Source organism: Desulfocastanea catecholica, from assembly GCF_054657295.1.
Window position 1 is genome coordinate 1 of sequence record NZ_BAAHYZ010000036.1, and the last position, 26,836, is coordinate 26,836.

At 51.3% G+C, this 26,836-nt stretch carries 22 protein-coding genes and 1 riboswitch; of the genes, 11 read left to right on the forward strand and 11 right to left on the reverse strand.

Features of this window, described 5'->3' with window-relative positions:
* Both ACYQ8U_RS20605 and dctP read right to left on the reverse strand, forming a co-directional pair.
* A partial coding sequence (locus ACYQ8U_RS20605; RefSeq protein ID WP_459947449.1) for a TRAP transporter small permease occupies positions 1-326 on the reverse strand: 326 nt, incomplete at its 3' end.
* A gap of 103 nt (positions 327-429) precedes the next feature.
* Positions 430-1,443 carry a TRAP transporter substrate-binding protein DctP gene (dctP, locus tag ACYQ8U_RS20610; protein ID WP_459947450.1) on the reverse strand — a complete coding sequence of 338 codons (1,014 nt, stop codon included), beginning with the start codon at positions 1,441-1,443 and terminating at the stop codon, positions 430-432.
* A 326-nt stretch (positions 1,444-1,769) separates the two neighbouring features.
* Here dctP and ACYQ8U_RS20615 point away from each other — a divergent pair, with 326 nt between their 5' ends.
* The 4 genes from ACYQ8U_RS20615 (at position 1,770) to minE (ending at position 5,458) form a co-directional block, all read left to right on the forward strand.
* Positions 1,770-3,335: an L-serine ammonia-lyase, iron-sulfur-dependent, subunit alpha gene (locus tag ACYQ8U_RS20615; protein ID WP_459947451.1), complete on the forward strand. Its 1,566-nt coding sequence runs from the start codon at positions 1,770-1,772 to the stop codon at positions 3,333-3,335.
* Positions 3,336-3,495: 160 nt separating this feature from the next.
* Positions 3,496-4,293, forward strand: coding sequence for a septum site-determining protein MinC (gene minC, locus ACYQ8U_RS20620; protein ID WP_459947452.1), 798 nt, complete (start codon positions 3,496-3,498; stop codon positions 4,291-4,293).
* Positions 4,294-4,377: 84 nt separating this feature from the next.
* Complete coding sequence (gene minD / locus ACYQ8U_RS20625; protein ID WP_459947469.1) at positions 4,378-5,190, forward strand: septum site-determining protein MinD; 813 nt, start codon at positions 4,378-4,380, stop codon at positions 5,188-5,190.
* Position 5,191: 1 nt separating this feature from the next.
* Positions 5,192-5,458, forward strand: coding sequence for a cell division topological specificity factor MinE (gene minE, locus ACYQ8U_RS20630; protein WP_459947453.1), 267 nt, complete (start codon positions 5,192-5,194; stop codon positions 5,456-5,458).
* Positions 5,459-5,547: 89 nt separating this feature from the next.
* On the opposite strand, the gene ACYQ8U_RS20635 is transcribed toward minE, so the two are convergent.
* The 4 genes from ACYQ8U_RS20635 to ACYQ8U_RS20650 all read right to left on the reverse strand — a co-directional run bounded on the left by ACYQ8U_RS20635 (position 5,548) and on the right by ACYQ8U_RS20650 (position 12,077).
* Complete coding sequence (locus ACYQ8U_RS20635; protein ID WP_459947454.1) at positions 5,548-6,672, reverse strand: Sfum_1244 family protein; 1,125 nt, start codon at positions 6,670-6,672, stop codon at positions 5,548-5,550.
* A 480-nt stretch (positions 6,673-7,152) separates the two neighbouring features.
* Entirely contained in the window at positions 7,153-8,343 is a 1,191-nt protein-coding gene (gene arsB / locus ACYQ8U_RS20640) for an ACR3 family arsenite efflux transporter (RefSeq protein ID WP_459947455.1), read from the reverse strand.
* A 268-nt stretch (positions 8,344-8,611) separates the two neighbouring features.
* Positions 8,612-8,983, reverse strand: coding sequence for an ArsR/SmtB family transcription factor (locus ACYQ8U_RS20645; protein WP_459947456.1), 372 nt, complete (start codon positions 8,981-8,983; stop codon positions 8,612-8,614).
* Positions 8,984-9,167: 184 nt separating this feature from the next.
* A complete protein-coding gene (locus ACYQ8U_RS20650) occupies positions 9,168-12,077 on the reverse strand; it encodes an HD domain-containing phosphohydrolase (protein WP_459947457.1) in 2,910 nt (969 codons plus the stop codon).
* Positions 12,078-12,256: 179 nt separating this feature from the next.
* Here ACYQ8U_RS20650 and ACYQ8U_RS20655 point away from each other — a divergent pair, with 179 nt between their 5' ends.
* On the forward strand, positions 12,257-12,706 hold the full coding sequence (locus tag ACYQ8U_RS20655; RefSeq protein ID WP_459947458.1) for a low molecular weight phosphatase family protein: 450 nt from the start codon (positions 12,257-12,259) through the stop codon (positions 12,704-12,706).
* A gap of 337 nt (positions 12,707-13,043) precedes the next feature.
* Here the strand turns inward: ACYQ8U_RS20655 and ACYQ8U_RS20660 are convergent, their stop codons facing one another.
* Positions 13,044-13,628: a thioredoxin family protein gene (locus ACYQ8U_RS20660; RefSeq protein ID WP_459947470.1), complete on the reverse strand. Its 585-nt coding sequence runs from the start codon at positions 13,626-13,628 to the stop codon at positions 13,044-13,046.
* Between the two features lie 210 nt (positions 13,629-13,838).
* Positions 13,839-13,943, forward strand: a riboswitch (TPP riboswitch).
* A gap of 73 nt (positions 13,944-14,016) precedes the next feature.
* Between ACYQ8U_RS20660 and thiC the strand changes: the two genes are divergently transcribed.
* The 3 genes from thiC to ACYQ8U_RS20675 all read left to right on the forward strand — a co-directional run bounded on the left by thiC (position 14,017) and on the right by ACYQ8U_RS20675 (position 18,597).
* Positions 14,017-15,321, forward strand: coding sequence for a phosphomethylpyrimidine synthase ThiC (gene thiC / locus ACYQ8U_RS20665; protein WP_459947459.1), 1,305 nt, complete (start codon positions 14,017-14,019; stop codon positions 15,319-15,321).
* Between the two features lie 109 nt (positions 15,322-15,430).
* A complete protein-coding gene (locus ACYQ8U_RS20670) occupies positions 15,431-16,150 on the forward strand; it encodes a fumarylacetoacetate hydrolase family protein (protein ID WP_459947460.1) in 720 nt (239 codons plus the stop codon).
* A 191-nt stretch (positions 16,151-16,341) separates the two neighbouring features.
* Positions 16,342-18,597, forward strand: a complete 2,256-nt coding sequence (locus ACYQ8U_RS20675) for a response regulator (protein WP_459947461.1) — start codon at positions 16,342-16,344, stop codon at positions 18,595-18,597.
* A 19-nt stretch (positions 18,598-18,616) separates the two neighbouring features.
* Here the strand turns inward: ACYQ8U_RS20675 and ACYQ8U_RS20680 are convergent, their stop codons facing one another.
* Positions 18,617-18,880, reverse strand: a complete 264-nt coding sequence (locus tag ACYQ8U_RS20680) for a hypothetical protein (protein WP_459947462.1) — start codon at positions 18,878-18,880, stop codon at positions 18,617-18,619.
* An 86-nt stretch (positions 18,881-18,966) separates the two neighbouring features.
* The gene (locus tag ACYQ8U_RS20685; RefSeq protein WP_459947463.1) at positions 18,967-19,092 is read right to left on the reverse strand and encodes a hypothetical protein; all 126 of its coding nucleotides are present in this window, start codon (positions 19,090-19,092) and stop codon (positions 18,967-18,969) included.
* 367 nt (positions 19,093-19,459) lie between these two features.
* On the opposite strand from ACYQ8U_RS20685, the gene ACYQ8U_RS20690 reads away from it, so the two are divergent.
* The 3 genes from ACYQ8U_RS20690 to ACYQ8U_RS20700 are packed head-to-tail and all read left to right on the forward strand — an operon-like array spanning position 19,460 to position 23,258.
* On the forward strand, positions 19,460-20,290 hold the full coding sequence (locus ACYQ8U_RS20690; RefSeq protein ID WP_459947464.1) for a formylglycine-generating enzyme family protein: 831 nt from the start codon (positions 19,460-19,462) through the stop codon (positions 20,288-20,290).
* Between the two features lie 53 nt (positions 20,291-20,343).
* Positions 20,344-21,234 (forward strand): DmsE family decaheme c-type cytochrome, encoded by an 891-nt coding sequence (locus ACYQ8U_RS20695; protein WP_459947465.1) that lies wholly within the window; start codon positions 20,344-20,346, stop codon positions 21,232-21,234.
* 11 nt (positions 21,235-21,245) lie between these two features.
* Entirely contained in the window at positions 21,246-23,258 is a 2,013-nt protein-coding gene (locus ACYQ8U_RS20700) for an MtrB/PioB family outer membrane beta-barrel protein (protein WP_459947466.1), read from the forward strand.
* Between the two features lie 158 nt (positions 23,259-23,416).
* On the opposite strand, the gene ACYQ8U_RS20705 is transcribed toward ACYQ8U_RS20700, so the two are convergent.
* Together ACYQ8U_RS20705 and ACYQ8U_RS20710 are read right to left on the reverse strand one after the other, a co-directional pair.
* Entirely contained in the window at positions 23,417-26,560 is a 3,144-nt protein-coding gene (locus ACYQ8U_RS20705) for an NAD-glutamate dehydrogenase domain-containing protein (RefSeq protein WP_459947467.1), read from the reverse strand.
* A gap of 65 nt (positions 26,561-26,625) precedes the next feature.
* The coding region (locus tag ACYQ8U_RS20710) for a 2-oxoacid:acceptor oxidoreductase family protein (protein WP_459947468.1) at positions 26,626-26,836 on the reverse strand (211 nt) is incomplete at its 5' end.

The window sequence follows — 26,836 nt, forward strand, 5'->3', positions numbered from 1 at the left end:
AACAGTTTGAGCTTCCCATCGGGACAATAGGCGTTGACAAGGTCCGCAGAAACGTGGGTACGGTTGTAGGAACCCATGGCGGCTCCAAGAAAGTACAGCCAGAAAGCAAGGATCTTCACCCATTCCTCATACCCGTACAAATCCCCTTTGACAACGTAGCGGAAAAAGGTAGCGACACAAATGATAAGGGTCAGAGCAACAGTACTGAAGACGCAGACAATGGAAAAACTATTAATGGTTATACGATCGAAAAGATTTTTGGGCGGGCTAATATCAGTGAGACATTCAGGGCAGTTGGTGCATGTATTTTCATTATTATCTGACACAAACAAGCTCCATGGCATAGTTATGAGGTCCGGGAAACAGAATGCCCCCATTTCCCGGACCTCATTTATTAATGAAAACTCTACCGCGCGAGGACAAAGAAAATCACTTAGGAGCAAGCTCTTTTCTGAATTCGTCCATAAGTTCCTTGGTCATGTTTTTTTCGAGTTTTGGCCAGGTGGTGGCACATGCCTTCATGATGGGAGCAAGCTCTTCTTTAGAATAGGTATGAACCTCGATACCTTTCTCCTTCATCAGGGACATGTAGTGATCATCAACACTCTTGGCATTTTCGATACTGCTGGTGGTCGCTCGTGCAAGAATGGCCCCGATAACAGCCTGGTCTTCCGGCTTGATCTTGGCCCAGGTCTGGCCACTGATCATGTAGTTCAGAACTTCAACAGAGTAGTTGGTCATGTACCAGTGTTTAAGAACATCACCGAGAGCGGTATAGGCGGCAGCAACAGGGTAGCCATTTACGCCATCGACAACGCCGGTCTGAATTGCCTGGTAAACATCGGCATAGGGGACGGTGACGGTGTTATATCCCATTGCTTCGGCAGCCAGTTTATAGACGTCCATGTTGGGAACACGGACAAGAACATCCTGCTTTGCTGCAGGATTGAGCGGATCTTTTGCCGGTTTGGTAGTTCCGGTACCAATCATACCCTCGACAAAGAAACCAAGGAGTTTGACACCAAGTCTTTCATTATACTCGTTCATTTTGTTGAACAGCCATCCATTCTGGGCAAAGACCGTTTTCGCATCTTCGTAGTCGCTGACGTATCCGTTGATGTAGATTAACTCCATCCGCGGATCGAACTGGCTGGGCACGGAAATACAAGACATGTCAATTGTTCCGCGGATCTGCTCTTCATAGACAAGAGTATAGTCGCCAAGCTGGTTGGCAGGATAAACCTTAACCTCGATACGGCCGTCTGTTTTTTCAGCAATCTCTTTAGCAATGTCATTCATTAGCGCGGTAGCTGGATGGTCGGCTGCATGCTGTCCGGCAAACTTGAGAACCATCTCAGGTGCGGCGATGGCTGCACTGCCGCCAAACGCTAGAAGCATACTGACCAAGGTGACACAAACAATAGATTTCATTTTATGGTTCATTCTAGGCTCTCCCGATAATTGTAAATTTTAGAGTAATTACGATTAACTAAGACGAACTACGATACGATCCCCCCTCTGCTGATGAGTTTTAAAATAGACGGACTACACGCTATAAGAAGCACGCCTCGCTGACATTGCCTGACAATAAAAATACCCACATTCTACAGTCATGCAGACTGTACTCAATTTATGTATACAACATTTAATTCCCGGCAGCAACCACCTTGGGTTGATTTTCAGAAAAATGGCCTTATGGCTAAAAAGATTGTATACAATTAAAAGGACATATGCTGTATAATTTTTTATCAAAAGAAAGGATTGATCACATGAATATCCCCAGCATTCTCAATGACGTCATTGGCCCGGTAATGCGTGGACCTTCCAGTTCACACAGCGCGGCAGCCGTGAGAATCGGCAAAATCGGCAGAGAGCTCATGGCGGGCGAGCTGAAAAAGGTCACCGTTCGTTTCGACATCAGTGGTTCCCTGCCGACCACCTGGGTTTCCCAGGGCTCCGACATGGGACTTGCCGGTGGCCTGTTAGGCTTCGGCCCCGATGACGAGAGACTGGTCCGCTACAAACAGGAACTGCAGAAAGCCGGCCTCGATGTGTGCTGCATTGCCGGCGATTTCGAAGACGCCCATCCCAACACCTATAACCTGACCCTGAAAAACGATCGGGAGGAACACACCCTGGTCGCGATCTCCACCGGGGGAGGGATGATCGAGGTGACGAAGATAGACGGTCTGCCCGTGTCCTTTTACGGCGATTGCCACGGCCTGGTGATCTTCACCCAGGGCAGACAATCCTCTCTTCTGGATCTGCTCAAGAAGGCGGATTGCACCATTTTCAGTGCAGATTCCGAAGCCCAATCTCTTGTTTTTGCCTCTCGACCAACGCCTTTTGACGGTAACCTTCTCAAGAAGATTGCACAACACCAAACTGTTATGGACACGAGAACCATTTCTCCGGTACTGCCGATTCTAACGACCTGCAAAACGGTGGTCCCCTTTACGACGGCTCTGGAAATGGAGAGTTACGCAGCAAGGACCGGGCTGTCCGACCTTGCCGATCTCGCCCTGCATTATGAAGCATCACGGGGAGGTATCGAACTGGATGAAGTCTTGAGCAAAGCAATGCATCTAGCCGATATCATAGAAAACTCTATCCAGCAAGGCCTGCAGGGGACACACTACCACGACAGGATATTAGGGTTTCAGTCCGGCAAATATACGGCCATGGGTGAAGAGAACCGCCTGTTCAACCTTGGTATACTGGACCGGATTATCCCTTATGTAACCGCCCTCATGGAAAACAAAAGTGCCATGGGTGTGATTGTCGCTGCCCCCACCGCCGGTTCCTGCGGCGGACTTCCCGGTGCGGTGATGGCGGTTGCCGACACCATGAACCTTGACAGAGAGGCAAAAGCCCGGGGACTGCTGGCAGGAGGAATCATCGGCGCCCTGATCGCCACAAAAAGCACCTTCTCGGCTGAAGTCTGCGGTTGCCAGGCTGAGTGCGGCGTCTCTTCGGGGATGATTGCCGCAGCAGTGGTCTCCATGATCGGCGGTGATTATACATCCTCATTGAGCGCCGCCTCCATGGCCCTCCAGAACATCTTCGGCATGGTTTGTGATCCGGTGGCCAGCAGGGTTGAAGTCCCTTGCCTTGGGAAAAACATATTAGCTGCAAGCAACGGCGCATCCTGCGCCAACCTGGCCCTGGCCGGATTTGACCAGGTTGTTCCCTTTGACGAGGTCGTCGAGGCGATGGACAAGGTCGGACGAGCCATTCCCCACGAGCTTCGCTGCACCGCACTTGGCGGGCTATCGATCACGCCCACGTCAAAGAAAATCGAAAAAAAACTGCAATCAGCACAGGGGAATCTGTAATTATATCTGCGACAATTGCACATTCTTTACCGTGTATTAGGGCAAAAGGGTTTTCATCTGCCGCCACACCCTCTTGAGCATGAAGAGTTTCTCCTTGAAATACTCTGGATGAATTGGTACAGATAGATTTTTTAAAATTTCATCGAACTCATGCCGTACCATGAATCCAATCAAGCCAACCACCGAAACACCGGTTTTTGAATTGAAGGGCAGCGTAATGACCGTATTAGTGCTGCACATCAAGAAAACCGATGCCGATTGCCTCTATCCGCAACTAGAAAAAAAAATGGGCAAATCACGTCCGTTTTTCAACAGTGCCCCGGTGTTGATAGACGTGAGTGCAGTGGACGAGCAAGGACAGGCGGTCATGGACTTTATGTTACTTGCAGAAACACTGCGCCGCCTGGGATTGGTTCCGGTAGGCGTCCGTGGTGGCGTTGAATGTCAGAGCGAACGGGTGCTTCAGGCTGGACTCGCCTTGCTGCCGGCTATCAAGACAGAGAAAACGGTTACTCCCTCTACAGAAATACAATCTTTAGAATCAGTAACGGTGGAAGAAAGAAATCAGCCTGAACCATCGGACAATGTCCCAAGTCAGGTCGCCAAAACCACCTCGACCAAGGTGATCACCCTCCCCGTTCGCTCCGGACAACAGGTGTTTGCTCCTGAGGGGGATTTGGTTATTCTTTCTTCGGTCAACGCCGGTGCAGAGGTCCTGGCGGCAGGTAACATCCATGTCTATGGTGCTCTGCGGGGCCGGGCCATGGCTGGTATACATGGAGATACGACAGCCCGGATATTCAGTTTGCAGTGTAATCCGGAACTGGTTGCCGTCGCAGGAGAGTATGTGGTGAACGAGTTGCTCGACGATACACTCGTCAACCACAGTGTTATCATCTCTCTGGTAGATGGGCGCTTGAAATTTGAAGTTGTCGGTTCGTTCAATCCTTCTTCATGAACGAGCTTTAATAACAGTTCAAACAGATGTCATTTATCATAAAATATGATTGAACAGCGATTTCCAGAAAAATTGGAACAGAAATTGGCCAAAGTGATAGTCGTTACATCCGGCAAAGGCGGCGTGGGTAAAACAACGACCAGCGCCGCTTTTGCAGCAGGATTGGCGGTACGCGGATACAAAACGGTTGTCATTGATTTCGATGTCGGCTTGCGTAACCTCGACCTGATCATGGGCTGTGAGCGGAGGGTGGTCTACGATCTGCTCAACGTCATTCATGGTGAAGGCTCCCTTAACCAGGCCTTGATCAAGGACAAACGGGTGAGTAACCTTTATATCCTGCCTGCCTCTCAGACTCGCGACAAGGATGCATTATCGATGGAAGGCGTTGGCGAAGTGATTTCAACGCTGCAGCAGAGCTTTGATTACATCGTTTGTGATTCTCCGGCAGGCATTGAAAAAGGGGCAATGACCGCCATGTATTTTGCCGATGAGGCCCTGGTGGTGACCAATCCTGAAATATCCTCGGTGCGGGATTCAGACCGGATCATCGGCATGCTGGCGAGCAAAACCCGTCGGGCAGAGCAGGAACTTTCACCGGTAAAAGAGTATCTGGTGATTACCCGGTATGATCCGATGCGGGTCAATAAGGGTGATATGCTCGGTGCCGACGATATCCAAGAGATTCTCGCCATATCTTTTCTCGGTGTCGTACCTGAATCCAAGTCGGTACTTGCCGCATCCAACTCGGGGGTACCGGTTACCCTGACCGATGAGAATGATGCCGGCGAGGCTTATTTCGATATGGTAGACCGGTTTCTTGGTAAAGATCTGCCGTTTCGTTTCATGGATGCCCCCAAAAGAAGTCTCCTCTCCCGCTTATTTAGAACTCAATAATATGAAATTTTTTGATTTTTTCCGATCTAAACGGCCAAGTTCTGCTTCGATAGCCAAAGAGCGACTCCAAATCATCGTTTCACACGAGCGGAGGCGTCCGTCTACCCCTGACTTCCTGCCACGGCTGCAGAAAGATATTCTTGAAGTGGTAAGAAAATATATAGAGATCAACGAAAATCAGATCAAATTGTCGGTGGACCGAAAAGGTGACTTCGAGGTACTCGAACTTAATATTTCTCTTTCCGATCCAGGGGGAGCTTCAACATAGACACCTGTTATGGACGATGTTTTTGCGCCTGGCGCAGGGCTGTGTTTCATCTTTATTGATAGTGCTCAATACGTTGGCCGGTGGAGGATTTATCGCTCGATTTTATGCGGCGAAGATTGTGGTATCTCAAGTCTCAACGGCAGTAAGATTTGATGATTAAAAAGATCCCGCACATAATCATCGGATTCATGTCCGATATATTGCGAAATGGTTTTTATCTTTTCGGCATAGTGCAAAATGTTGTCTCTGCATATGCTCCTGGCCTGTTCGATCCCCTGCCAATTCCCATCAACCTGAAATTTTTCCTGGGCAGAAATTATCTCAGGAAAAAGCTCTTTACGCAAACCATCCAGAAAACCAACATAGAAGCTTAATGACGTCTCCAGTTTCTCGCTGATGAGATGAGAAAGCAGTCCTCCAGGGTGGGTGTCAGCCAGGATGTCTTTAATGGAGCGACTGACTAGCTCATACACCGAACCTGGAAATCGCGAAATGATTGTCTGCAGGATCGAACTGTCAAAGGTTGTTTGCAGCACTTCACCGACTTCGTGATAAATAAAAAGATCGAGCTCCGCTTCAACGATGTTATCGAGATTATCCTTAAATCTTTGCTGATTTAATTGTCCATCTTGCAGTAACCCATACAGTTGAAGTGCGTGACGAAAGGAGTTTCGACAGGAAGATCGTAACTCCTGAATATAGTCCCACAGAAAAAAACGAAGTGATTCTTTCCTGATGAAGATCACACCATCCTGTGCCATAGCAAAGGGACTGGCCATTTCCCTAGCTCTTTCTTTTCCCAAAATTAACACAGGGAGACCAGCTACAGTGCGCTGCTCTATTTTCTCAGCAAGGAAAAAAACAGCCTTCATCGATCTGCCGTACCCAACGCCGTAGACCATCTGTTTATCGCTGAAGTAGGCATTTATAGAGGATGAATCATCTGGTAAGAATAGGCATCCGTCTAAATCGAGCTGATGATATGGTTCTTCGGCTATCGTTTCCCAGTAAATTTCTTTGGCTTCGATCCAATCCAAAAGATCAGCAGGTTCTGGCTCCTGCCAGGGTTCCAAATCGTTTTCCCACTTGTAGAGGTTGCGAAGCTTGAGCACCATAGTGCACATGGTATAAATTCCATGATCCCTGGCGTCTGAGATATTACAGTTATGTTGTATATCTTCAATTATCGCCTTGTCCTGATTTGATGCGGTCATACTCCCCTCTATTGCTGTGAATTTTTCTTCCCACCTGGACCATAAAACAGAATGGCGCATCGATTGGCAAACTATGGTTCAATAACCCGTTATTCTTTTCTTATTGTAACCATTCCGGAGCAATAAGCCCCCTTCATCGTAGAGAAGAGAGTGCCTCACCTAGCCACAAGAAACAAATCACAGTAAACGGCACAATGCTTAATCTAAACTATCCACTCCTGCCAACGACCACCAATCCTGTTTTTATGATGTCATGAAGGTATCTCAGGCAGTCGACTTCTACCTGTTTTATCACTGGGCCAGGTGCTGGCCTGTCCTGTGATTGAGGGTTCTGGGGGGTGGTAGCAGCCACTGGCATGGGTGCTGTACTTCAAAGTTCACTCCAACTGCTGATGAGTCTCAAGGTTTTCGGTGGGCTATAAAGACAGAAAGGGGACCGGCAACCACAGCTACGCAACAGCTATAGCCCACCGGTCACGCTCATTGCTGCGGATCGAACCAGGCTGTCGTACGCTTGCAAAACCCGACGAGCATCAGCATCACCGGCACCTCGATCAGCACCCCGACCACAGTGGCCAGAGCGGCACCAGAGGAGAGACCAAACAACATGACGGCGGTGGCAATGGCCACTTCAAAGTGATTTGACGCGCCGATCATCGCCGCCGGTGCCGCATCTTCGTATTTGAATCTGAGCAGATAAGCCGCACCATAGCCCAGGGCAAAAATGAGCACGGTCTGCAGAAAGAGAGGGATGGCGATCCAGACAATGGTCAGCGGATTTGAGGTTATCACTTCACCCTTGAAACTGAAGAGCAGTACCAGAGTTACCAGCAGGGCTGTGATGGTCACCGGCGTGAGCACCCCGAGAAATTTTTCCTTGAACCAGGTCTCACCCTTCGCCCTGATCAACCAGTTTCGCGAAAAATATCCGGCAACCAGAGGCAAAGCGACATAAATACCGACGGAGAGCAACAATGCCTGCCACGGGATGGGTAACTTGCCGACGCCGAGGAGAAAACCACCCAACACGCCGTAGAGTACCAGCATGGTCAGGGAGTTTATCGCCACCATAACCAGGGTCAGGCCGTCGTTACCACGTGAGAGATAGCCCCACACCAGAACCATGGCGGTACAGGGGGCGATGCCCAAGAGGATACATCCGGCGAAATAGGAGCGCCACAAGGGAATCTCCAACATCTTCACTCCCTCCTGAAGCACAACCATACCGGCCCCATGCTGAGCACCGACGGGAAGATCCAGACCAAAGGGCATTTTCACCAGGTCCACCGCATCAACACCGATGAACGACTTGAGCAGATAGCCGAGAAAGAACAGCGAGATCGCATACATAGTAAACGGCTTGACGCACCAGTTGATAAACAGCGTGAGAAAGACAGGCTTGCCGCTCTTTCCCGCCTGGACAACCGAAGCAAAATCAATCTTCACCATAATGGGATACATCATGAAAAACAGACAGATGGCGATCGGGATCGAAACCACCGGCGCACCATTGACCGAGATCGACATGTTGTCAAGCGTAGCCGCCAGATCAGGCGCCAGCTTCCCCAGAAAAATACCGCCGACGATACACAGACCGACCCAGACGGTGAGATATCGCTCAAACAAACTCTTCATTTTTCGTTCGCTGCCATTATGGCTTATGGTACTCATTCTCTCATCCTCTTTTGTTTTCCACTGTTACAAACGCCCCGCTGACTGACGGCCGCATACAAGCGATAGTCGATCAGCAGACAATTTTCCCCTTAACTGCCAGGAGATTCCGGCAGTGTTTCGACAAAGACCCGTATCTCGTCTTCCACCCTGCGATAGCAGTCGAGCTGTTCCTGCTCCGGCTCGCCGATTTACGCAAGCGCACGGCCATGCGGGGCGGATCGTAAGCCGAAAAAAGGCATCTCTCCGACTCTTGATATTGCACCGCCTAACGACAGGCCGCCTCCGTTTTTTCCGCCAGATGCTTTTTCAGGCTGCAATGATCGGTCTCATACTGCGCAAGACCGGCCAGACTGGTCATGATCTTTTTCTCGATACCTTTTTTCATGGTAGATTGATGCAGCTGATAGTACATCCACTTTCCTTTGCGCCTGCCGCTGACCCACTCTGAGGTGCGCAGGTAGGCCAGATGTCGTGAAACGGTGGATTGCGGCAGCTGCAGCACGGCAACCATATCACAGACGCACAGCTCACCCGCATGGAGCAGGCCGAGGATGCGCAATCTGGTCACATCGGCCAGAGCTTTGTATTTCTGCGCGGTCCTGTGCAGTTGCTCTGCTGCATGAAAAATTTCGCTCATCGCCTGTGCCTTATCTGAATAGGAGTCTGGAATACCTTTGATATGATAAAATCATGTAATCCGCATAAACGGATATGTCAATTCTTATTTTGCATGAAGAGCGACGGCCGACTACTATATACGATGATGGTGGTAAGTAGTCGCTTTCTTCAGGCTTCCTTCTCCATCGAACAGCATCTGTCTGTTATTCAACATAAGTGGCAACATCCACCTCATCGATCTGTTCGGGCTCCAGGAAAAGTTTGGCGTAATCGCGATAGATACCGGAATGCAGAAAAAGGTCAAACAAGTCGGGATCGATATGCTGATCCTTTTTCATCAACGACATTATTTTGATGGCCTCGGAAAGCGTCTTGCCCTTCTTGTAGGGGCGGTCGACAGCGGTTAATGCTTCAAAGATGTCAGCGATGGCCAGCATGCGCGCCAAGGGGCTCATGTCTTCTCCGCGCAGACGTTTCGGATAGCCAGTGCCGTCCATCTTTTCATGGTGGCCGGAGGCGATTTCAGGAACCTGTCGCAGGTGTTTTGGGAAGGGGAGTTGGGAAAGCATGATCAGGGTCTGAATAATATGCTCCTTGATCTTGTAACGCTCTTCCTCCGACAGCGTTCCACGAGCGATACTGAGGTTGTGCAGCTCACCCTTGTTGTAGAGCAGATCAGGGACCACCATTTTGATGCCCCACTGGTTGTTTTCGGCTATTCTTTCCCGAGCAGGACGCTCAACAAAATGCTCTGGCTTATCAGCCAGTAACAATTCAATCACAGGGAGTTCTGGTGCCGGTGAACGGGCTTTGCGTTCCTTTTCCTCCTGGGAAACACCGATCCGGTCATCAAGAGTTCGCAACCAGGTTCGCCCGGCGATTGATTTGAGGCGCGCCAGTTTTTCCGGTGCCATGAATTCTCCTCCCTGATTGCAGGCGGCGACGAAGGCAAAGTCATCGTCGAGTTGTGCCAGTTCTGCCGAAAGTTTTCCCCGGGCAGGGGTTTCCGGATGGCCAGAGGCAACTGCTTTGAGGCAGGCGATTTCGGCGTCACGCTTCAGGACTTCAAAGCGCATGCGGATCTCGTGAATGCGGTCGTAGAGAGTCTCAAGCTTGGTCGCCTTGTTGACAACGTATTCCGGGGTGGTGATTTTGCCGCAGTCATGCAGCCAGGCGGCAACATGGACGGCTTCCCAATCGTTCTCACTCAGGCTGAAGTCCCTGTATGGGCCGCTGGTCTCTGCGCAGGCAGCATTTGCCAGCATTTTGGTGAGTTCCGGAACGCGGGCACAGTGTCCGGCGGTGTAGGGACTCTTGGCGTCGATGGCTCCGGCGATCAACTTTAAAAAGGCTTCAAACAACAACTTCTGGGCCCGGATCAACTCCTTGTTTTCCAGCGACACGGCGGCGGGGCCTGACAGTGCCTCAATGAAACTCAGCCGGGCATCGTCCGTGGCGGTTTGTCGCAATAGGATCATTGTGCCAACCAACGTTTGCTGGCTATTGAGCAGCGGTACGGCAATGCCATGACTGGCGCCGCAGGCTTTTATAGCTTCCGCAAGCCCCAGAGCTGTAATGTCAGCATCAGTCAGCGGTGAAGAGTGAGCTGTTCGAGCCTGCATGGCTGCCTTGAAGAGCGGACTGTGGTTCGCCGGGTCATGAGTCGGAGTGCTCGGTGGTAAGATCCTTCCATCGGCTATGAGTCCGGTCGCAGGCAAAAAATTATCGTCGTCGATCAGGTAGAGCACACCTGCGTCGGCATCGGCCGCGGAAATTGTTTCCGACAGCAGAAATCGCAAGAGTCGGTCGAAATTGTTTTCCGCCGAAACCGCGAGACTGATTTTGAGGAAACGGCTGATCGTCTGCTTCATGCTGTCCATAGTCAGCGCCAGTTCGTTGACCTCTAAAACAAAGGATTCGACAGAGATCGGGGTTGAAAATTCAAAGTGACGAATTGCTTCGACTTCTCCAGCCAATTTACGCAAGGGCTTTGAGATAGCGCGCGCCAGAATCCAGGCGATTGGAATCGCCAGAAGAATGACCAACACCATGACAAGGAATGATTGACGTATCAGATTGTAGGCCGGCGCCATCAATTCCTGGTCGGGAATGGCTGTAATCAGGAACAGCGGGGTTGCACCGGCCATTTTCACCGGGCTGACAGTGGCGTGCCATAGCTCACCTTCGACCTCCACCATTAATTTCTGTGCAAACTCCTCGTCAATTTTTTCGACTAACGGTGCCAGTTGCGCAAGAACCTGAATGTTAAGTTCAGCGAGCTTGAGCAAAACCGCACGGCCATTGGCCTCGAGCGAATGACTGATCAGCCTTGCATAATCTTCATACGCAAGGATACTGCCCGCGCGATTGACCAAGACCACATGGGTTCCAGGCGTTACCTTTTGCTTTGCCAGTCGCTCGTCAAGAGTTTCAAGGCGGATGTCTGCACCGACCACGGCGTCAGCCCGCTTGGTCCTTTGGGCAATGGTCATGCCGACTTTTTTGGTGGTGAAGAAGAGATAGGGCGCGGTTTTGATCTGCCCGGTGGAGGCCTTAGCGGCCTTGTACCATTCACGGGTGCGTGGGTCATAACTGCCGGCATATTCGAGGCGGTCATCACTTTGCAGGATTGCCAGTGATGCATCCATAAAGATGAAGCGGCCACGCAGTGCTCCCTGGAAGCGATCGATGCTTTGCACCATGAAGTTTGTCTGTTCCGGCGCGTTCAGCTGTTGTGATTCATCGTCGTTCCAAAGACGACGGACGAGAAAGAAATCGCCGTTATCATAGCCGATATAGAGGGAGGTAAGCCCGGGAGAATTGTTCAAAGCTTCACGCATGAGGCCGAGACTCTCAAGGCGCTGTTCCAGAGATTTGGCCTGGGTGATTGCATCCAGGCTCAACAGCCGAGTTGCCATTTCAGCCGGGCTGATCAGGTTGGTTAATTCACGCAACGCTGCACGTTCGATGCGTCCGCTCAACTCGCTGGCCATCGATTTGAGGATGTCGCGACTGATCTGGTAACCAAGGCTGCCAATAATTCCGCCGACCACCAGCAACAAAATCAGGAACAATGTTGAGATATGAACATGAATAGGAAAGCGGAGTTTCAATGTTGATTCCCCCGTGTTTATGTCTGTCAGAGAGCGGCAGATTGAAGTATTCGCTATCAAAACAATGTTTGGTTATCTGTTCCAGCGTTACCTGTAAAAAAATAATTCTTTTGCGCGTGAATGCTTATTTTTAATAAACTAGAACAAATTTCATTCTCATTTCCAATGGAAAGTTAGTCATGTTTGATGTGCTCATAGTGTCTGAACAGAACTTCGGCAAAAACCTTATAGCCGGTGCCTACCTCAAGGCTCTTGGTGGTGAGTATTTTACTGTTGAGTGTGCTGGATTTGATGCCGGGCCGTTAAATCCGCTGGTTACGATAATAATGAAACTGGATGGGTATGACGTATCCAATTGGGACAGCTCTTGCTCCGTTTTCGACCTATTGGAAATGGGACGACGGTATGAAATCGTCATCACGATCTGCCCAAAACGGTTAGAGAAAAAATGTCCTGATTTCCCAGGTCAATTATTGCGGTTACACTGGCAACATCCTGATCCAGATAAAGTTGCCGAAAGCAGGGTTGACAGACTGCAGCAAACAAGGATCATGAGAGATAGCATAAAAGCCGATGTTATCAATTTCATTAATGAATATAAAGATGGGAAATTGGGTGTATTGATGTAGTACCTCAATTACCTCCTTTTTATCTTTCCTACGACATACGGTCCGTCGGGAATGACGGCAACTTTCTTATGCGTTTTCAGCAATTCATCCACGGTTGCCTGGCAGTCGACAACCTTCAATCCCTGAAAACGATCCACATCAGCTTGAGACAAGCCTGGCGAATAAATAAAAATTTTTCCTGCATGCGCCAAAGCCTGATAAATATTTTGAGCACACCACTGATCGATGACAAAGTTGTCTGGATGGCCATGGTGGCTTATACAGTGAGACCGAAGGAGGCAATTCCAGACCAAGAATCTCTTTTCCACAGAGAAGATTAATTTTCATGGAAGGCTCCTTATTGGGAAGCGAAATAATCGGGTTCGTTTCCCGGCTTCCATTTGATGTTGCAGCCCATGCTGGGGCGCTGTTTCGGCGATATCGGTTTTCCGGCGACCAGCCGTTCAATCGCCGCTGACAGGTCCGCACCGGTGACAGGTTCGTTGTTTCCCGGGCGCGCACTGTCGAACTGCCCGCGATAAACAAGTTTTTGTTTGGCATCAAAGAGAAAAAAATCCGGAGTACAGGCCGCACCGTAGGCTTTAGCTACCTGTTGCTGTTCATCAACCAGATAGGGGAAGGTGTAGCCGTACTTTTGACCATCTTTTGCCATATTTTTCGGATTATCATCCGGATACGCTGCAGAATCGTTGCTGTTGATGGCCACCACCGTAATCCCCTGCTGCTGATAATCGCGAATTTTCTCCACCAGTTTTTCACGAATATGACGAACATACGGACAGTGATTACACATAAAAACAACCAGCAGTCCTTTAGTGATTGAAAAATCCGCCAGGGAATAACGCTCTCCGGCCGGGTCGGCAAGATTGAAATCAGCTGCTGTCATACCCAGTTCCTGCATCGTTGACGGTGTCAGTGTCATCATTTCCCCCTTTTTTTGCCGGCCGCGCTACAACTAAAATGCATGCTCTGCCCGGCCGGGTTGTTAAGTCTGTCCGAATTTTTTCCTTTGCCTGTCCGTCATGACTTGATGAATCTTAATGTTATGTATTCATCCCTGAAACGAGAATCAAGCCCTAAGTCCTTGACGGCACCGGGCAGAAAAGGTAACTTTCTCATCACAATTGCATACAACAAACCCTGGGGGAGTCTACGGACTGAGAATTCCGCTGCTGCGGAGTGACCCTTTGAACCTGATCCGGTTGATACCGGCGTAGGGAACGGACCAATAGAGCATCGCACACCCTGCTCCTCTGAAGACCGCTTCCTGCGGTCTTTTTTTTTCGCCAAAATAACAGGAGAAGCAGAGCATGAAAACCCAGATGGAATACGCCCGGCAAGGGAAGATCACCGAGAGTATGCAGGAAGCGGCGCGGGAAGCCTCGATCTCCCCGGCAACCCTGCGCGACAGCATAGCCCGGGGAACTGCGATTATCTGCCATAATAACCAACACCACAACGGCCGACCGCTGGCGGTCGGCGAGGGCATCAGAACCCGGGTCAATGCCAATATCGGCACCAGTAAAGACGACACAAGCATTGACAACGAACTGGAAAAGGCGCGCGTCGCGGTCAACGCCGGCGCCGATGCGCTCATGGATCTGTCCACCGGCGGGCCGATTGATGAAATTCGCGCGGCCATCATCGCCGAGACGGATATCTGCATCGGTTCGGTGCCGCTGTACCAGGCCGCCTGCGACACAGTGGTGAAGAAGGGGCTGGCCATTGTCGACATGAGTGTCGACGACATCTTTGCCGGGATCAAAAAACACCTCGACGACGGGATTGATTTTATCACCGTTCACTGCGGCGTGACCCGACGTACCCTGGAATTTATGGACCGGGAAGGCCGTCTGATGGATGTCGTCTCACGCGGCGGCTCGTTTACCTGCGCCTGGATGGCCCACAACGAGGCGGAAAACCCACTCTACCAGTACTACGACCGCCTGCTCGAGCTGGTAAAACCCTATGACGCGACCCTCTCTTTAGGCGACGGTTTTCGCCCCGGATGCATTGCCGATGCCACCGACCGGGCTCAGATCCACGAACTGCTGCTACTCGGTGAACTTACACAGCGAGCCTGGGAGCAGGGGATTCAGGTGATGATCGAAGGGCCCGGCCATGTGCCGCTCAATCAGATCGAGGCCAATATAAAGCTGCAGAAACGCCTCTGCCACGGAGCGCCGTTTTATGTGCTTGGCCCGCTGGTGACCGATATTGCCCCGGGCTACGACCACATCACCAGCGCCATCGGCGGTGCCATCGCGGCCAGTGCCGGTGCCGATTTCCTCTGCTATGTCACGCCCAGCGAACATCTCTGTCTGCCCACGCCCCAGGACGTTCATGACGGCGTCATGGCCACCAGACTGGCAGGCCATGCCGCAGATATCGTCAAAGGTATTCCCGGCGCCCTCGACCGGGATATCGCCATCTCCAAAGCACGAAAAGCACTCGATTGGCAGAAGCAGTATGCGCTTGCCCTTGATCCGCCCCTTGCCAGAAAGCGCCGCGGTGCTACCGCCGCGGTTGCCGACGCCCACGGGGCATGTACCATGTGCGGGGAATTTTGTGCTTACAAGATCATGGATGGCCGAAAAAAATCCTCTACTCCTTAAAAATACCGCCGAGCTGGAAAGTTTTTCGAAAAATGTGCTAAGCTGCTTATTGTAGTGCAAAGGCAAGCTTTTTAATTAGCAACCACGACGCATCAGCAAGGGGATTCCGATGAAAATTTCACTGCCCATGTCCAATGGCGGCGACTATGTGCTGCATCCAAGCAAGATTGTCGCCCTCGGATTGAACTATCTCGAGCATATTATGGAAAGTCAATCGGTCGATGTGCAGAACTTTACCAACGAAATCCCCACCGAACCGGTACTGTTTCCCAAAACACCAAATGTACTGATCGGCCCCGGGGAACCGATTATCCTGCCTGCCTTTGTCGAAGAATACGGTTTTACCGATTGCCGCACCGACCATGAGGCGGAGCTGGCTATCATCATAAAAGACCGGGTGAAAAACCTTTCCGTCGACTCGGCCATGGAGCACATTCTCGGATTTACCTGTTTTAACGACATCAGCCAGCGTAATCTGCAAAAAGGAGACAAGGCCGGGTGGTACCGGGGAAAATCCCTGGACACCTTTGGCCCGATCGGCCCGGTTATTGTTACTCCGGAAGATATCGGCGATCCGCAGGATCTGGCTATCCAGTGCCGCCTGAACGGCCGGGTCGTCCAGAAATCGAATACCCGGAACATGATTTTCAGCATCCCCATCATCCTGGCCTTTATCTCGAAAAATTTCACCCTCGAAGCCGGCGACATTATTATTACCGGTACGCCAAGCGGCGTCGGCCCGCTTCATGACGGGGATGTGGTGGAGGTGGAAATCGAAAATATCGGCATCCTGACCAATCCGGTGCAGGCGGAACGAAGACGTTCGTAATTGAGTCAATTCCTTGGTCAACAAGAAAAAACAGCACAATTTTAAGGTTTTTTTTCAAGAAAAGAGTGCCGCGCCTTCATCTCGGCATTATTCTTTGATGGAATGTAGTGTTAACCAACGATCATATTCACAGGACAGACCATGACCAGCTGATTTTCTTAAGGCAACGCTAACCGGTTACGCCCTTTCTTATGCAAAATTTTACCAGGAGCCTTGATACAGCTTCAGCCCTACCCATTCTCGAACTGGTGAGAGAACTGAGCGTCGGCCAACGCTCAATCGATACGATTGAGCAGCTGTCCGTTTTTCTGCACAGGCATATTTTTCCGAAACTCGGACCTTTTTGCATAGAAATTTATTTCCTGGATAACCTCTCCGGTAACTTTCTCCGCTATAATTTCGAGGAAGGACCGGCCAAATACAGGCCGGAGCCTGTTCCTGCAATGATCCGCGGCGATCAACCGATCATCGGCCTGCTGGCAGAAACACACTCTCCGGTGGAACTCTCGGAGCAACCCCCGTCTCCAACCTTTCTCAACAGCCCGAACAACACAGCCCAGCTGCTCGTGCCCATTCAGGATGGCTCCCAACTCTCCGGCCTGCTCTATGTCGGCGGTCGCGGGCCCGGCTGTTTTTCTGCTGAATTCCTCAGTGCAATCGGGACAGTCGCCGCAGTTATCGGCTCGCGGCTGAAAAGCATGGACACGATCGTCCAGTTGAAAAAATCCATGCACGCGCTGGAATACTCCGACCGGCTCAGAACGGCTCTGTATGAAATCAGTGAGCAGGCGCACAGTTCGGAAAACATCCATGACCTGTATGGCAAACTCCATGAAAAGGTAGGCCGCCTGATTCACGCCCGGAATTTTTTTATCGCTCTGGTGGAAGATCGACCGGATGGGCGTTATATAAAATTTCCCTATTATATCGATCAATACGACAGCCATTTTCAGAACATGGAATTGAAGCTGGAGGGACAGGCATCCATTGCCGGTTATTTGCTGAAAACCCGGCAACCGCTCCTGCTCACACCGACAAATTTTGACCAGATCTGCCGGGAGCAGAATATCGAATGCATCGGCACACGCCCCCATTCCTGGCTCGGCGCACCGTTTTTTTTCGATCATATATCCGGAGTGGTGGCTATTCAGAGCTACAACAGCGTTGTCTATACGGAAAAAGACAAGGAACTCATGGCCTTTGTCGCGCGTCATATCGGCGATGCGCTCAACCGAAAACACAGCGTCGATGCCCTGCAAAAAGCCAAGGAGCGGGCCGAGCGGGCCGAGAAAAACAAAAGCACCTTCCTGGCCAACATGAGCCACGAGATACGCACGCCGATGAACGGCATTCTCGGTTTGACCGATCTTGTCCTGCATTCGGATATTTCCGGACAAAAGCGTGACTATCTGGAAATGATCCACGCCTCCGCCGGGAGATTATTGAAGCTCATCAATAACATTCTCGACTTTTCAAAAATTGAAGCCGGAAAACTAGAACTCGACATCGCCCCGTTCAGTCTACGCGGTACCATCGCCGAAGCCCTGGAGATTCTCGCCATAAGTGCCGAGAAAAAAGCCATTCATCTGACCGTTGACTGTCATGACACTATTCCGGACATGCTGCTTGGCGATGCCGGTAAGCTCAGCCAGATTCTTATCAATCTGGTGGGCAACGCGATAAAATTCACCAATAAAGGCAAAGTGGCCCTGAGTGTCCACCAGCAAGGACTTCATGCCGGACAGAGCGCTCCGGTCGAACTTCACTTTCAAGTTCGGGATACCGGCATAGGCATCCCCAATGCAAAAATAAACAATATCTTCAAAGCATTCAGCCAGGTAGTGACAACGCGAGACAGTACGCAGCGGGGGACAGGACTCGGCCTTGTCATTGCCGGCGAGCTGGTGGAAATGATGGGGGGTAAAATTTGTGTCGAGAGCAAGGCGGGAATCGGCACGACCTTTTATTTTACCGTCCGGTTTGCACCTGGAGCCACGGTCGCCACTGAAGATAAAAAAACCGTGGCCATCGCAGAACAACAAGCGGAGGAAAAAAGCAGTGCGCAACCGCATCACATTCTCCTGGTCGAGGATGAATATATTAACCGCACCCTGGCAGTCACCGTGCTGGAGCGCGAGGGTTGGCAGGTTACTACGGCCGAAAACGGTGTCCAGGCCCTGGATATACTACGAGATACCTCTTTTGACCTGATCCTGATGGACATCCAGATGCCCGAACTCGACGGCTATGCAACGACCAGGGCCATCCGCCGGCAGGAAAAAAACAGTGGCCGACATATACCTATCATTGCCATGACCGCCTACGCCGTGCGCGGGGATCGGGAAAAATGCCTGGCCGCAGGGATGGATGGGTATCTCTCCAAGCCGGTCCGCTCCGACAGACTCATTGACGAGATTGAAACGGTGCTGCGATCCAACCAGACCTGACCGCCCCTACCTCAGACCGTCAGGCCAGTCCCCATACGCCGTAATTCGGACCGAAAAGATCCCATTTTTTGCTGTTTCGGGCGCTAAACCATTCTTGGAAACGCAGATCCGTGCGGCTTCCGGCATAAGGAAAACAGAGATAAAACCGGGCGTTCTCTCCCCTGTCCGGTTTCCTGCTCAGCCGCATCTGCGGGTTGTTGGCCTGGGCCTCCGCAAGGAGAAGTTTCGCCTCGTCGATGTCCCGCAACGGAACCGTCAAGGTGTAATTATATTCCTCTTGCATAGAATCACCCTCCCTGTAATGGCATCTGCTGTTCTACCGGCAGCGGTAACCCGGCCGGGGTACGCAGTAAAGGTACTCATATTCCCTCACATCGGCACTCCTTTTTTCTCCAGGAAATCGAAATATTCCCGGGCGATCGACAGAGCTCCCTTCAAGCCACGCAGGGCCATCAGGTCCGTTGATCCGAGGGAGACCCGGCTGCCGCCTCCCATACAGTTATCAAACTTAAGCAGCGGGAATTGTACCAGGCAGGGGTCAGGAAGTCGCCTGCTGACAGGAACAGCACGATGGTCGCAAAAGGAACTTGACCAATTCGCATTCATACAATAGTATTCGAACATCATTCAAACTGATATACCATCTCAACCTCGACACAATTTGCCATTGCGCACCACGCATAGCAAACTGTTGCCTCTTTATACTAAACCACAGGGAGACATTTTAATACCTGCCAAGAGGTATTTACACGTTAGAGAAAAAGAAGAGACAATTTGGTGTTTCTGATGCAGCGACTTCTCAAAAGAGTTGTCTATATATGTTCATCAACCAAGTAGTCCCATTAAACAGAGGAGGTACAGGATGACTTACAAGATGCCGGGTACGTTGTTTATTCTTTTACTCTTTGCCTATGTCCCATTAGTCCGTGCAGCGACACCTTCCACAGACCCCGCAACAGGAATGGAATTTATTTCTCTCCCTGGTGGCTGTTATCTGATGGGAGACTCAGTTGGTGACGGAGATCCTAACGAAAGGCCGGTACATGAGGTTTGTGTTTCCGATTTTTCCATTGGAAAATCGGAAGTCACCAACGCCCAGTATAAAAAATTCTCCCCTCAACACAACAGCGGCGTCTCTCAAGGATCTACTCTGAACGATGATAACCAGCCGGTTGTCAATGTCTCCTGGGAAAACGCGGTTGCCTTTGCCAAATGGCTTTCCGAAAAATCGGGCCAGGCCTATCGGCTGCCCACCGAAGCGGAATGGGAGTATGCAGCCCGTGGCGGATCTCTTCAGAGCCGCTTCTGGGGCAACAACCCTGATGAAGCCTGCAAGTATGCCAATGTAGCGGATATGACCGCAAAAAAACAGTGGGCCAACTGGACTTCCTTCGCCTGCGATGATGGCTACGCGGTTGCAGCCCCGATAGGCAGTTTCCTGCCCAACAGCTATGGCCTCTACGATATGCTGGGAAATGCCTGGGAGTGGTGTGAGGATATCTACAATAGCGAAGCATATACAAAACTCCCCAAAGACAACCCGGTCTATGGTGGATCTGGAGAATATCGCGTCATGCGCGGTGGTGGATGGAGCAACGGTCCGCTGGGCATACGCAGTTCTCACCGTGTGGGCCTTTCTCCCAGTTTTGGCCATCATTCACTCGGTTTTCGCCTGGTTAAGACTGCCCCATGACGCGAAATATGCAGAGGCTTACTGATAATCACTAAGGAAAATCCGGAGGCACTATGAAGATAAAGTACATTATTTTATTTTTATTACCGCTTAGCCTGCTGTTGCTCTCTTTTTCTCTGGCGACGGGCCAGACCGCGGGTTCCAAGGAGGCAGGGTTTATCGGTGCGGAAACCTGTAAGGACTGCCATGAGGCACAATACGACAGCTACTCAAAATCGGTCCATTTCAAAGAATCGATAAAAGGACCGCAGGCACAGGATGCCTGTGAAACCTGTCACGGCGCCGGGGCAATGCACGTGGAAAAGGGTGGTGGCCGTGACGTCGATATCTTCACTTTCGATACGGACACAGATCCTCAGGCCAAGTCGGCGCGCTGCCTTGCCTGTCACCAAAGAACCCCGGGTATGGATTTATGGGATATGGGTGTCCACAAACGAAATGATGTGTCCTGCGACTCCTGTCATGACCTTCATGTCGGCGGCAGACAGAAACCCAACGAACCGGAGGTCTGTTTCGGCTGCCACCGTGACGTCAAAATTGAAACAAACAAACGCTCCCATCACCCGATCCTCGAGGGTAAAGTCAGTTGCTCTTCCTGCCACTCACCCCACGGCAGCCTCAGTAAAAGTATGGTTAAAGCCGATGACCCCCAGCAACTCTGCTTCAATTGTCATGCCGACAAGCGTGGCCCGGCAGTATGGGAACACCCCCCGGTCGAAGAGAATTGCCAGAGTTGTCACACAGTTCACGGCAGCAACCATGCAAAATTACTCAACGAGCGTATACCGCAACTCTGCCAGAATTGCCACGATTGGTCACGACATCCAGGCACTCCATATGACAATACCGCTTCGTATACAAGCCGCTGGGACTGTCTACGCTGTCATCCGGCCATCCATGGCTCTAACTCACCGTCAGGCGGTGGCATGCGCTACGTGCGATAAGGAGGATCACCATGAAACGGATGATATATTTACCTATGGCTCTACTGATAGCTACTCCTGCAGTTGCCTCTGACAAGCTCCACGGCGATGTCACTCTTGGACTGCGGACAACACATTTTGCCAGTGACGACAAAAGTGCCAAATATGACGAATACCGTGACATGAGCGACGGTTTGTTCGGCGATGTCAACCTGTTGTTCGACACTGAAGCGTATTATCTTGGACTTTCCATCGAAAACCCCAGCCTGGACGACCAATCCTATGAGGTAAGGGGCGGACAATTTGGACTCGGCAAGGCGCGACTCTATTTTGACGAGCTCAATCACCAGCTTTCACGTGACGCTTTCACCCCCCTTACAGGTATCGGCAGCAACTCTCTGATTATCCCCGATCCCGTACCGCCGGTGTCAGCCTGGAAGGAGTTCGATTACAATGTGGAGAGGAAAGTCTTCGGCGCTGAAGTAACAGTGGATCCGCAACAAAGCCCTTTCTACTTAAAATTCTCCATGGAAGAGCAGCGACATGAAGGCATCATGCCCTGGGGTCTGTTTAACTTTTCAGACTTTGAGGTTCCCATGCCGGTGGATTATACCACCAATAACCTGATGGTTGAAAGCGGCTATCGCAGCAAGGAGACCACAGCCGTTCTGACCGCCGGTTATAGTTATTTCGATAATGATAACGACCTTCTCACTACCGATGACGGCACGGACAGGGAGGAATACAGTACGGCGGCCGATAACTACAGCTACAACATCGGCGGACGTCTGGTCCAGCGACTGCCGATGAAGAGTGTTCTCGCTCTGAAAGCCTCGTACAACAGGAATAAAAGCGAGGCAGACTGGAGCGAATACACCCAATTCACCTCACCCTCGGCAGATGAGGATTATGATGGTGATATAGAATATATCCGAGGCAACCTTGCCATCACCTCGCAATGGTCGGCAATGCTTGATACCCGCCTGTTCTACAACTATGTCGATCGAAACAACGATTCGGAAGAAATCACCTCTCTCGATAATGACCGCAGCAACCACCTGTACGAATACGACAGACATGAAGCGGGACTGGATGCCAATTATCGTTTAAACAAAGCCAACAAACTTAGCGGTGGCTACGAATTCACCTACACCGACCAAAACAGGGAGGATGCCGACACCACTGCGGATAATCTGCTGTTTGGCCAGCTGAAGAACACATCAGTGGACTGGATGAGCGCCAAGCTCCGATTGGAATATCTGAACCGGTCTTCCGATACCAGTTACAGCGCGGACACCCTGGAGGGTGACGGCCTGATTCACCAATTCTACACTGCCTTCGACTATGCCGATAAAGATCGCTACAAGGCCAAACTGTCCTTTGATTTCCAACCGACTGAAAACCTGGGCGTAGGTCTCAGTTATGCACTGGTATACGACGATTACAATGCCACACAGTTAGGGCTGCAGGATGACCAGCGGCACGAATTTTATCTGGATGTCAACGCCCTGCTCCCGGCCAAAATCCGTCTGAACACCTACGCCGGGTATGAGTACACCAACAGCAACTTTGACTCCCGTCGCTACAACAGCGAGACGCAAACTCCCCCGGGCAATCCGGACCCAAATTCTCCGACCACTGCCAATGATTACAACTGGAGCCAGGAAACCTCCTATGACTTCATCGTCATTGGCGGCAGTCTGACCGTGCCGGTTATGCATCAACTCGAACTGGTACTTACCGCCGACCATCAGCTGGTCGATGGCAACATTGACTTTGCCCGCTCCGCCGCTGCCGGTGCTGCTCTGGAAGCTATTTCCGATGCCGACGACTACTACAAGACCCAGCTCGGGGCGAAAGGTATCTATCAGGCAACGGATGCCTGGTCGGTCACCCTGGGCTACCTCTATGAGAAGTCGAATCTCGATGAATGGGAGTATACCAACTATACCTATACCCCCGGATCAGACTACCTCAGTGGTGCCGGGCTGGATAGTGACTATGAAGCGCATCAGGTTTTTATAACCACCACATTTCACTTCTAGTGAGGCTGTCGGATTACAGTAATTTTATTTCAGATCAAGGCATTTTCTGAAATAACCAAGTGATGAGGAAAAAGGGGTGCCCCTGGGCGCCCCTTTTTTATGGTAAAAAATCAAGCAGAGGGACACCCGGCCGGTTTCCCTCTGCTTGTGATAAGGAATCAATCGACAAATATTTTATGCAGCGAAGGCAGCAGCTTGGTCTCTACCTCTTTAAGGTATTTCTCCCAACGCTCGCCAAAACTGTAAAAGGCCATTGACGCCAGTTTTTTGGTGATAATGGCATTGCGATACGGCTGCAGCTGTTCCCCGTTCAGAATAGCCATAATGGCCGGTTCTCCGAGTTTTTCCCGCAGTATGGCCGGAATGTAGTGGACCATCACCTTCCACACCAATTCTCTGTCGCCGAGAATTTCGTCGAGGCGGGTTTCCAGCTGATCCTGTAGGGCAAAGATCTGCTCGCTGGTTTTCTCCGACAGCTCAAACAGCGGCGCCGACGGATCACCATCATGGAGACGGAGCAGCAGACCGGTTTCCAGTCGGCCATAGCGGTCAACCAGCTGGAGAATATCCTTGGTCAGCGCCCACCGTGTCGCACTGTCATTGAGCAGTTTATCCTCGTAATCGTCGCCAAGGAGGAAGCCGGTGAGAACCTCGGCAATGGAGCTGCTGAAAACGCCGCCTTTGTTGGCGGTGGTGTCTTTTATCTGTTTGATGCCCGTCTGGGTGGCGATATACCGCCTCGCCCCATCATCAAAAAAGACGTTCGCCCCCTCGACAATAAAGCGCAGTTCTTGAAAGAGCTCAAGAAAGCGGCGGACATTACCCTGGTTGATGGTATCCTTGAACCCGCCGCAGGGGATGAAGGCGCGGATATTGGCCTCGCTGATACATTTACGGTGCGCCGGATTACTGAGAAAGTTACGGTGAAAAAGGGCGCCGTCTTCGACGATGGTCCCATCGGGCAAGGTGACGTTGGTGGCCGAGATCGGCACCATAAAGCCCTGACTGCTCAATTTTTCCACGGGAAACCTGAGAGAATTGGCCCGTGGCGAGGAATTGCGCATAAAGGCCAGCTTGGTCAACTCTTTTTTATCGAGCCCCTGCGGATCAAAGAGAATCGAGCCACCATCGATGACCAGACAGATTTTCCCTTTGTAGCACTGGATCTGGTTGGCCCCGAGATCGCCATCCGGACCACCGGTAATCATCAGGTTCAGCTCTTCCTCCCGTTCGCCGTAATGGTCGATCAAGGTTCTGAAGGCGCCCATGATGGATGTCGTGGTCATCCCGGAAACGTTGATATTGCCGCCTACTTCCCCATAGATCTGTTCCATGTCATCGGTCAGAATGACCGATCGACCGTCTATCTGCAGCTCAACACCCTTGGTGCCGTGTTCATAGAGGCCAAAGGTCTCTCCGCTTAGGAGTATGCCGTAAGTGTCGTGGGGAATACCAAAACTCTTGCCGGTGGTAATGGTCCGCCAGTACGGATAGCCTTTATCCCTGGCATGGTAGGCAACATCGTCCATGAGCGGCGCGGTGCCTTCATCCGGTCCGAAAAAGACCATCTCGGGTTTTTCGTAATAGTCGACAATGGAGCTGTCCGGCAGCATCAGATCCATGATCCCTTCGGTATAATCGTTCAATGCCTCTTTTCTGTAACCGGCATATTGCGGCAGAGGGACGACAACTCCCTTCGAGCCGCTTTCACAGATATCTTTATGTTTTAAGCGCTGGGCCTTGGGACCAAGGGCGTAATTGAGAAGCACGGCATTATCCAGCTCACTGTCATAGTTCGAGCGTGAGACGCGGATCAGCCGCAGGCCGCCGCGGGCAATATCCGCTGCGCGCAGATGGGTGCCGCAGGAATAGTGACCATTGACAAAAAAGACGCCGAAGACAAACCTGCTGAACACCAGCGGGTCGAGAATGCTGTTGTCGAAGCGGAAGGCAAAAGAGCGCTTTTCCGGCTTATAAAAATTGGTTTTCAGGGTACAGGTGATGATCTTGAACATGAACTTGAAAATCTCATAGCCCAGGGGAAAGTCAATAAACCTGCCGGCGATGATTTTTTCAAACTCCAGCCATTTCCGCTGCAGCTCTTCCTCGGAAATCCGGGCTACTCCGGCCTGTCTTCCCGGTGCGAAACGGTGTTCGAAGATGGCGTGAAGAAATTTGATCAGATCCGGATGCTGGGCAGCCGTGTCGCGAATAATAGCGGCCCCGTAGGTGGACTTATTCGAACTCTGGATACGTTTGGCAAAGGCCTCCCGCTGGTCTTTACTGGTCAGGCTGTCGAGGATTTCCCGGTCGGTGACGTTTTCACTCTCCTTGAAAATAAACAGATGGGTAAAGTCGATGGCATTGCCGGCAAAGAGCATTTCCTGGAAGGTAAGCCGGTCCTGCAGATAGAGATCCTTGATGGGATTTATCGCAAAAGAGAGATAGGATCGCAGGGCGGACAACACCCCGTCTTCCTGGGTCCGGGTCAACTCGCCATTGACATAAAGGGTGCAGATAGATGACGATACCGAGGACTGGCCGAGATAGGGTTCCCAGTAGGCACGAACCAGGGTCAGGTCATGGTCGCTGAGAATCTTACGCAGCACCGGAAGTTGCGGCGACTCGAAATCCGAGTTGAACATTAACCGCGTTTCCCCTGTTTCCGGCAGATTAAAGACGGCAATGAGCGGAATGGTGGACGCTTCACTCTCCTTTAACACCCTTTCATAGCGTTTTCTGGTCGGTTCCGGCGTTGCCGTATAGTCCCCGGCCAGGGTAAAGAGAAATCGAGATTCATGAAAGGCTTCCGGCGGGTAATCGGCCACCGTCTCCGGACGGATTATATAGGTGTAATATTTACTCGCCGGACTGTAGTAATACTCCCGGCGATGCCCGGGGATCAAATCCTCGAGCACCGCCTCCATGCTGTCGCGGGTCTCTTCGGTGGCTATCCGCACCCTTTGGGTAACGCTCGCCTGGGTGACGTCGAAATCAATCTGGGCAACCCGGCCGTAAAGAATCACCTTGCCGTCAACGACCTTGATGGAGGTGGCAATGGACTGGAGCAGATTGGTCAGTGCCGTCTTACGGATATGTTCAAAGAAATATTTGGGCAGGCCGATGTCCTGGAGAAGAATCCCGGCGGCCATATTGATACAGTTTGCCGTCAGTAATCCTTCCGAGGACAGGTCGATTACCGCTTCATACAGAACCCTCGGATCAAGGCCGAGACCCTCGGCCTTGGCAATAATATTCGCACCCCGTGTACTCGAAGAAAAGTTGCTTGGAAAAGCTTCCATAACGTCTCCCTAAGATCTCCCAGAGATCTTTTCATGTGCAGACATCCAAAGAGGACAGACGGTCCCTAATAGTTATACTGCGCCCCGAGCGTCAGCCCCAGGTCAAAGGCCCGGTTGTTCAGATCGACAAAATCCTTCGGCACCCGATCGGTAACCGTGGCCATGACCGCTCGCGGCTTGACCACCTCGGTAATGCCGATCAAGGCGCCGAGCACACAGATATTGAAGACCACCGGCTTGCCGATCTTCTCCATGACGCTGTCGTACATCGGCAGC

Excerpts from the sequence above, each read along its gene's own strand:
- dctP (WP_459947450.1), bottom strand. The coding sequence starts at position 1,443 with ATGAACCATAAAATGAAATCTATTGTTTGTGTCACCTTGGTCAGTATG.
- ACYQ8U_RS20615 (WP_459947451.1), top strand. The coding sequence starts at position 1,770 with ATGAATATCCCCAGCATTCTCAATGACGTCATTGGCCCGGTAATGCGT.
- minC (WP_459947452.1), top strand. The coding sequence starts at position 3,496 with ATGAATCCAATCAAGCCAACCACCGAAACACCGGTTTTTGAATTGAAG.
- minE (WP_459947453.1), top strand. The coding sequence starts at position 5,192 with ATGAAATTTTTTGATTTTTTCCGATCTAAACGGCCAAGTTCTGCTTCG.
- ACYQ8U_RS20635 (WP_459947454.1), bottom strand. The coding sequence starts at position 6,672 with ATGACCGCATCAAATCAGGACAAGGCGATAATTGAAGATATACAACAT.
- arsB (WP_459947455.1), bottom strand. The coding sequence starts at position 8,343 with ATGAGTACCATAAGCCATAATGGCAGCGAACGAAAAATGAAGAGTTTG.
- ACYQ8U_RS20645 (WP_459947456.1), bottom strand. The coding sequence starts at position 8,983 with ATGAGCGAAATTTTTCATGCAGCAGAGCAACTGCACAGGACCGCGCAG.
- ACYQ8U_RS20655 (WP_459947458.1), top strand. The coding sequence starts at position 12,257 with ATGTTTGATGTGCTCATAGTGTCTGAACAGAACTTCGGCAAAAACCTT.
- ACYQ8U_RS20660 (WP_459947470.1), bottom strand. The coding sequence starts at position 13,628 with ATGACACTGACACCGTCAACGATGCAGGAACTGGGTATGACAGCAGCT.
- thiC (WP_459947459.1), top strand. The coding sequence starts at position 14,017 with ATGAAAACCCAGATGGAATACGCCCGGCAAGGGAAGATCACCGAGAGT.
- ACYQ8U_RS20670 (WP_459947460.1), top strand. The coding sequence starts at position 15,431 with ATGAAAATTTCACTGCCCATGTCCAATGGCGGCGACTATGTGCTGCAT.
- ACYQ8U_RS20675 (WP_459947461.1), top strand. The coding sequence starts at position 16,342 with ATGCAAAATTTTACCAGGAGCCTTGATACAGCTTCAGCCCTACCCATT.
- ACYQ8U_RS20680 (WP_459947462.1), bottom strand. The coding sequence starts at position 18,880 with ATGCAAGAGGAATATAATTACACCTTGACGGTTCCGTTGCGGGACATC.
- ACYQ8U_RS20685 (WP_459947463.1), bottom strand. The coding sequence starts at position 19,092 with ATGGGAGGCGGCAGCCGGGTCTCCCTCGGATCAACGGACCTGATGGCC.
- ACYQ8U_RS20690 (WP_459947464.1), top strand. The coding sequence starts at position 19,460 with ATGACTTACAAGATGCCGGGTACGTTGTTTATTCTTTTACTCTTTGCC.
- ACYQ8U_RS20695 (WP_459947465.1), top strand. The coding sequence starts at position 20,344 with ATGAAGATAAAGTACATTATTTTATTTTTATTACCGCTTAGCCTGCTG.
- ACYQ8U_RS20700 (WP_459947466.1), top strand. The coding sequence starts at position 21,246 with ATGAAACGGATGATATATTTACCTATGGCTCTACTGATAGCTACTCCT.
- ACYQ8U_RS20705 (WP_459947467.1), bottom strand. The coding sequence starts at position 26,560 with ATGGAAGCTTTTCCAAGCAACTTTTCTTCGAGTACACGGGGTGCGAAT.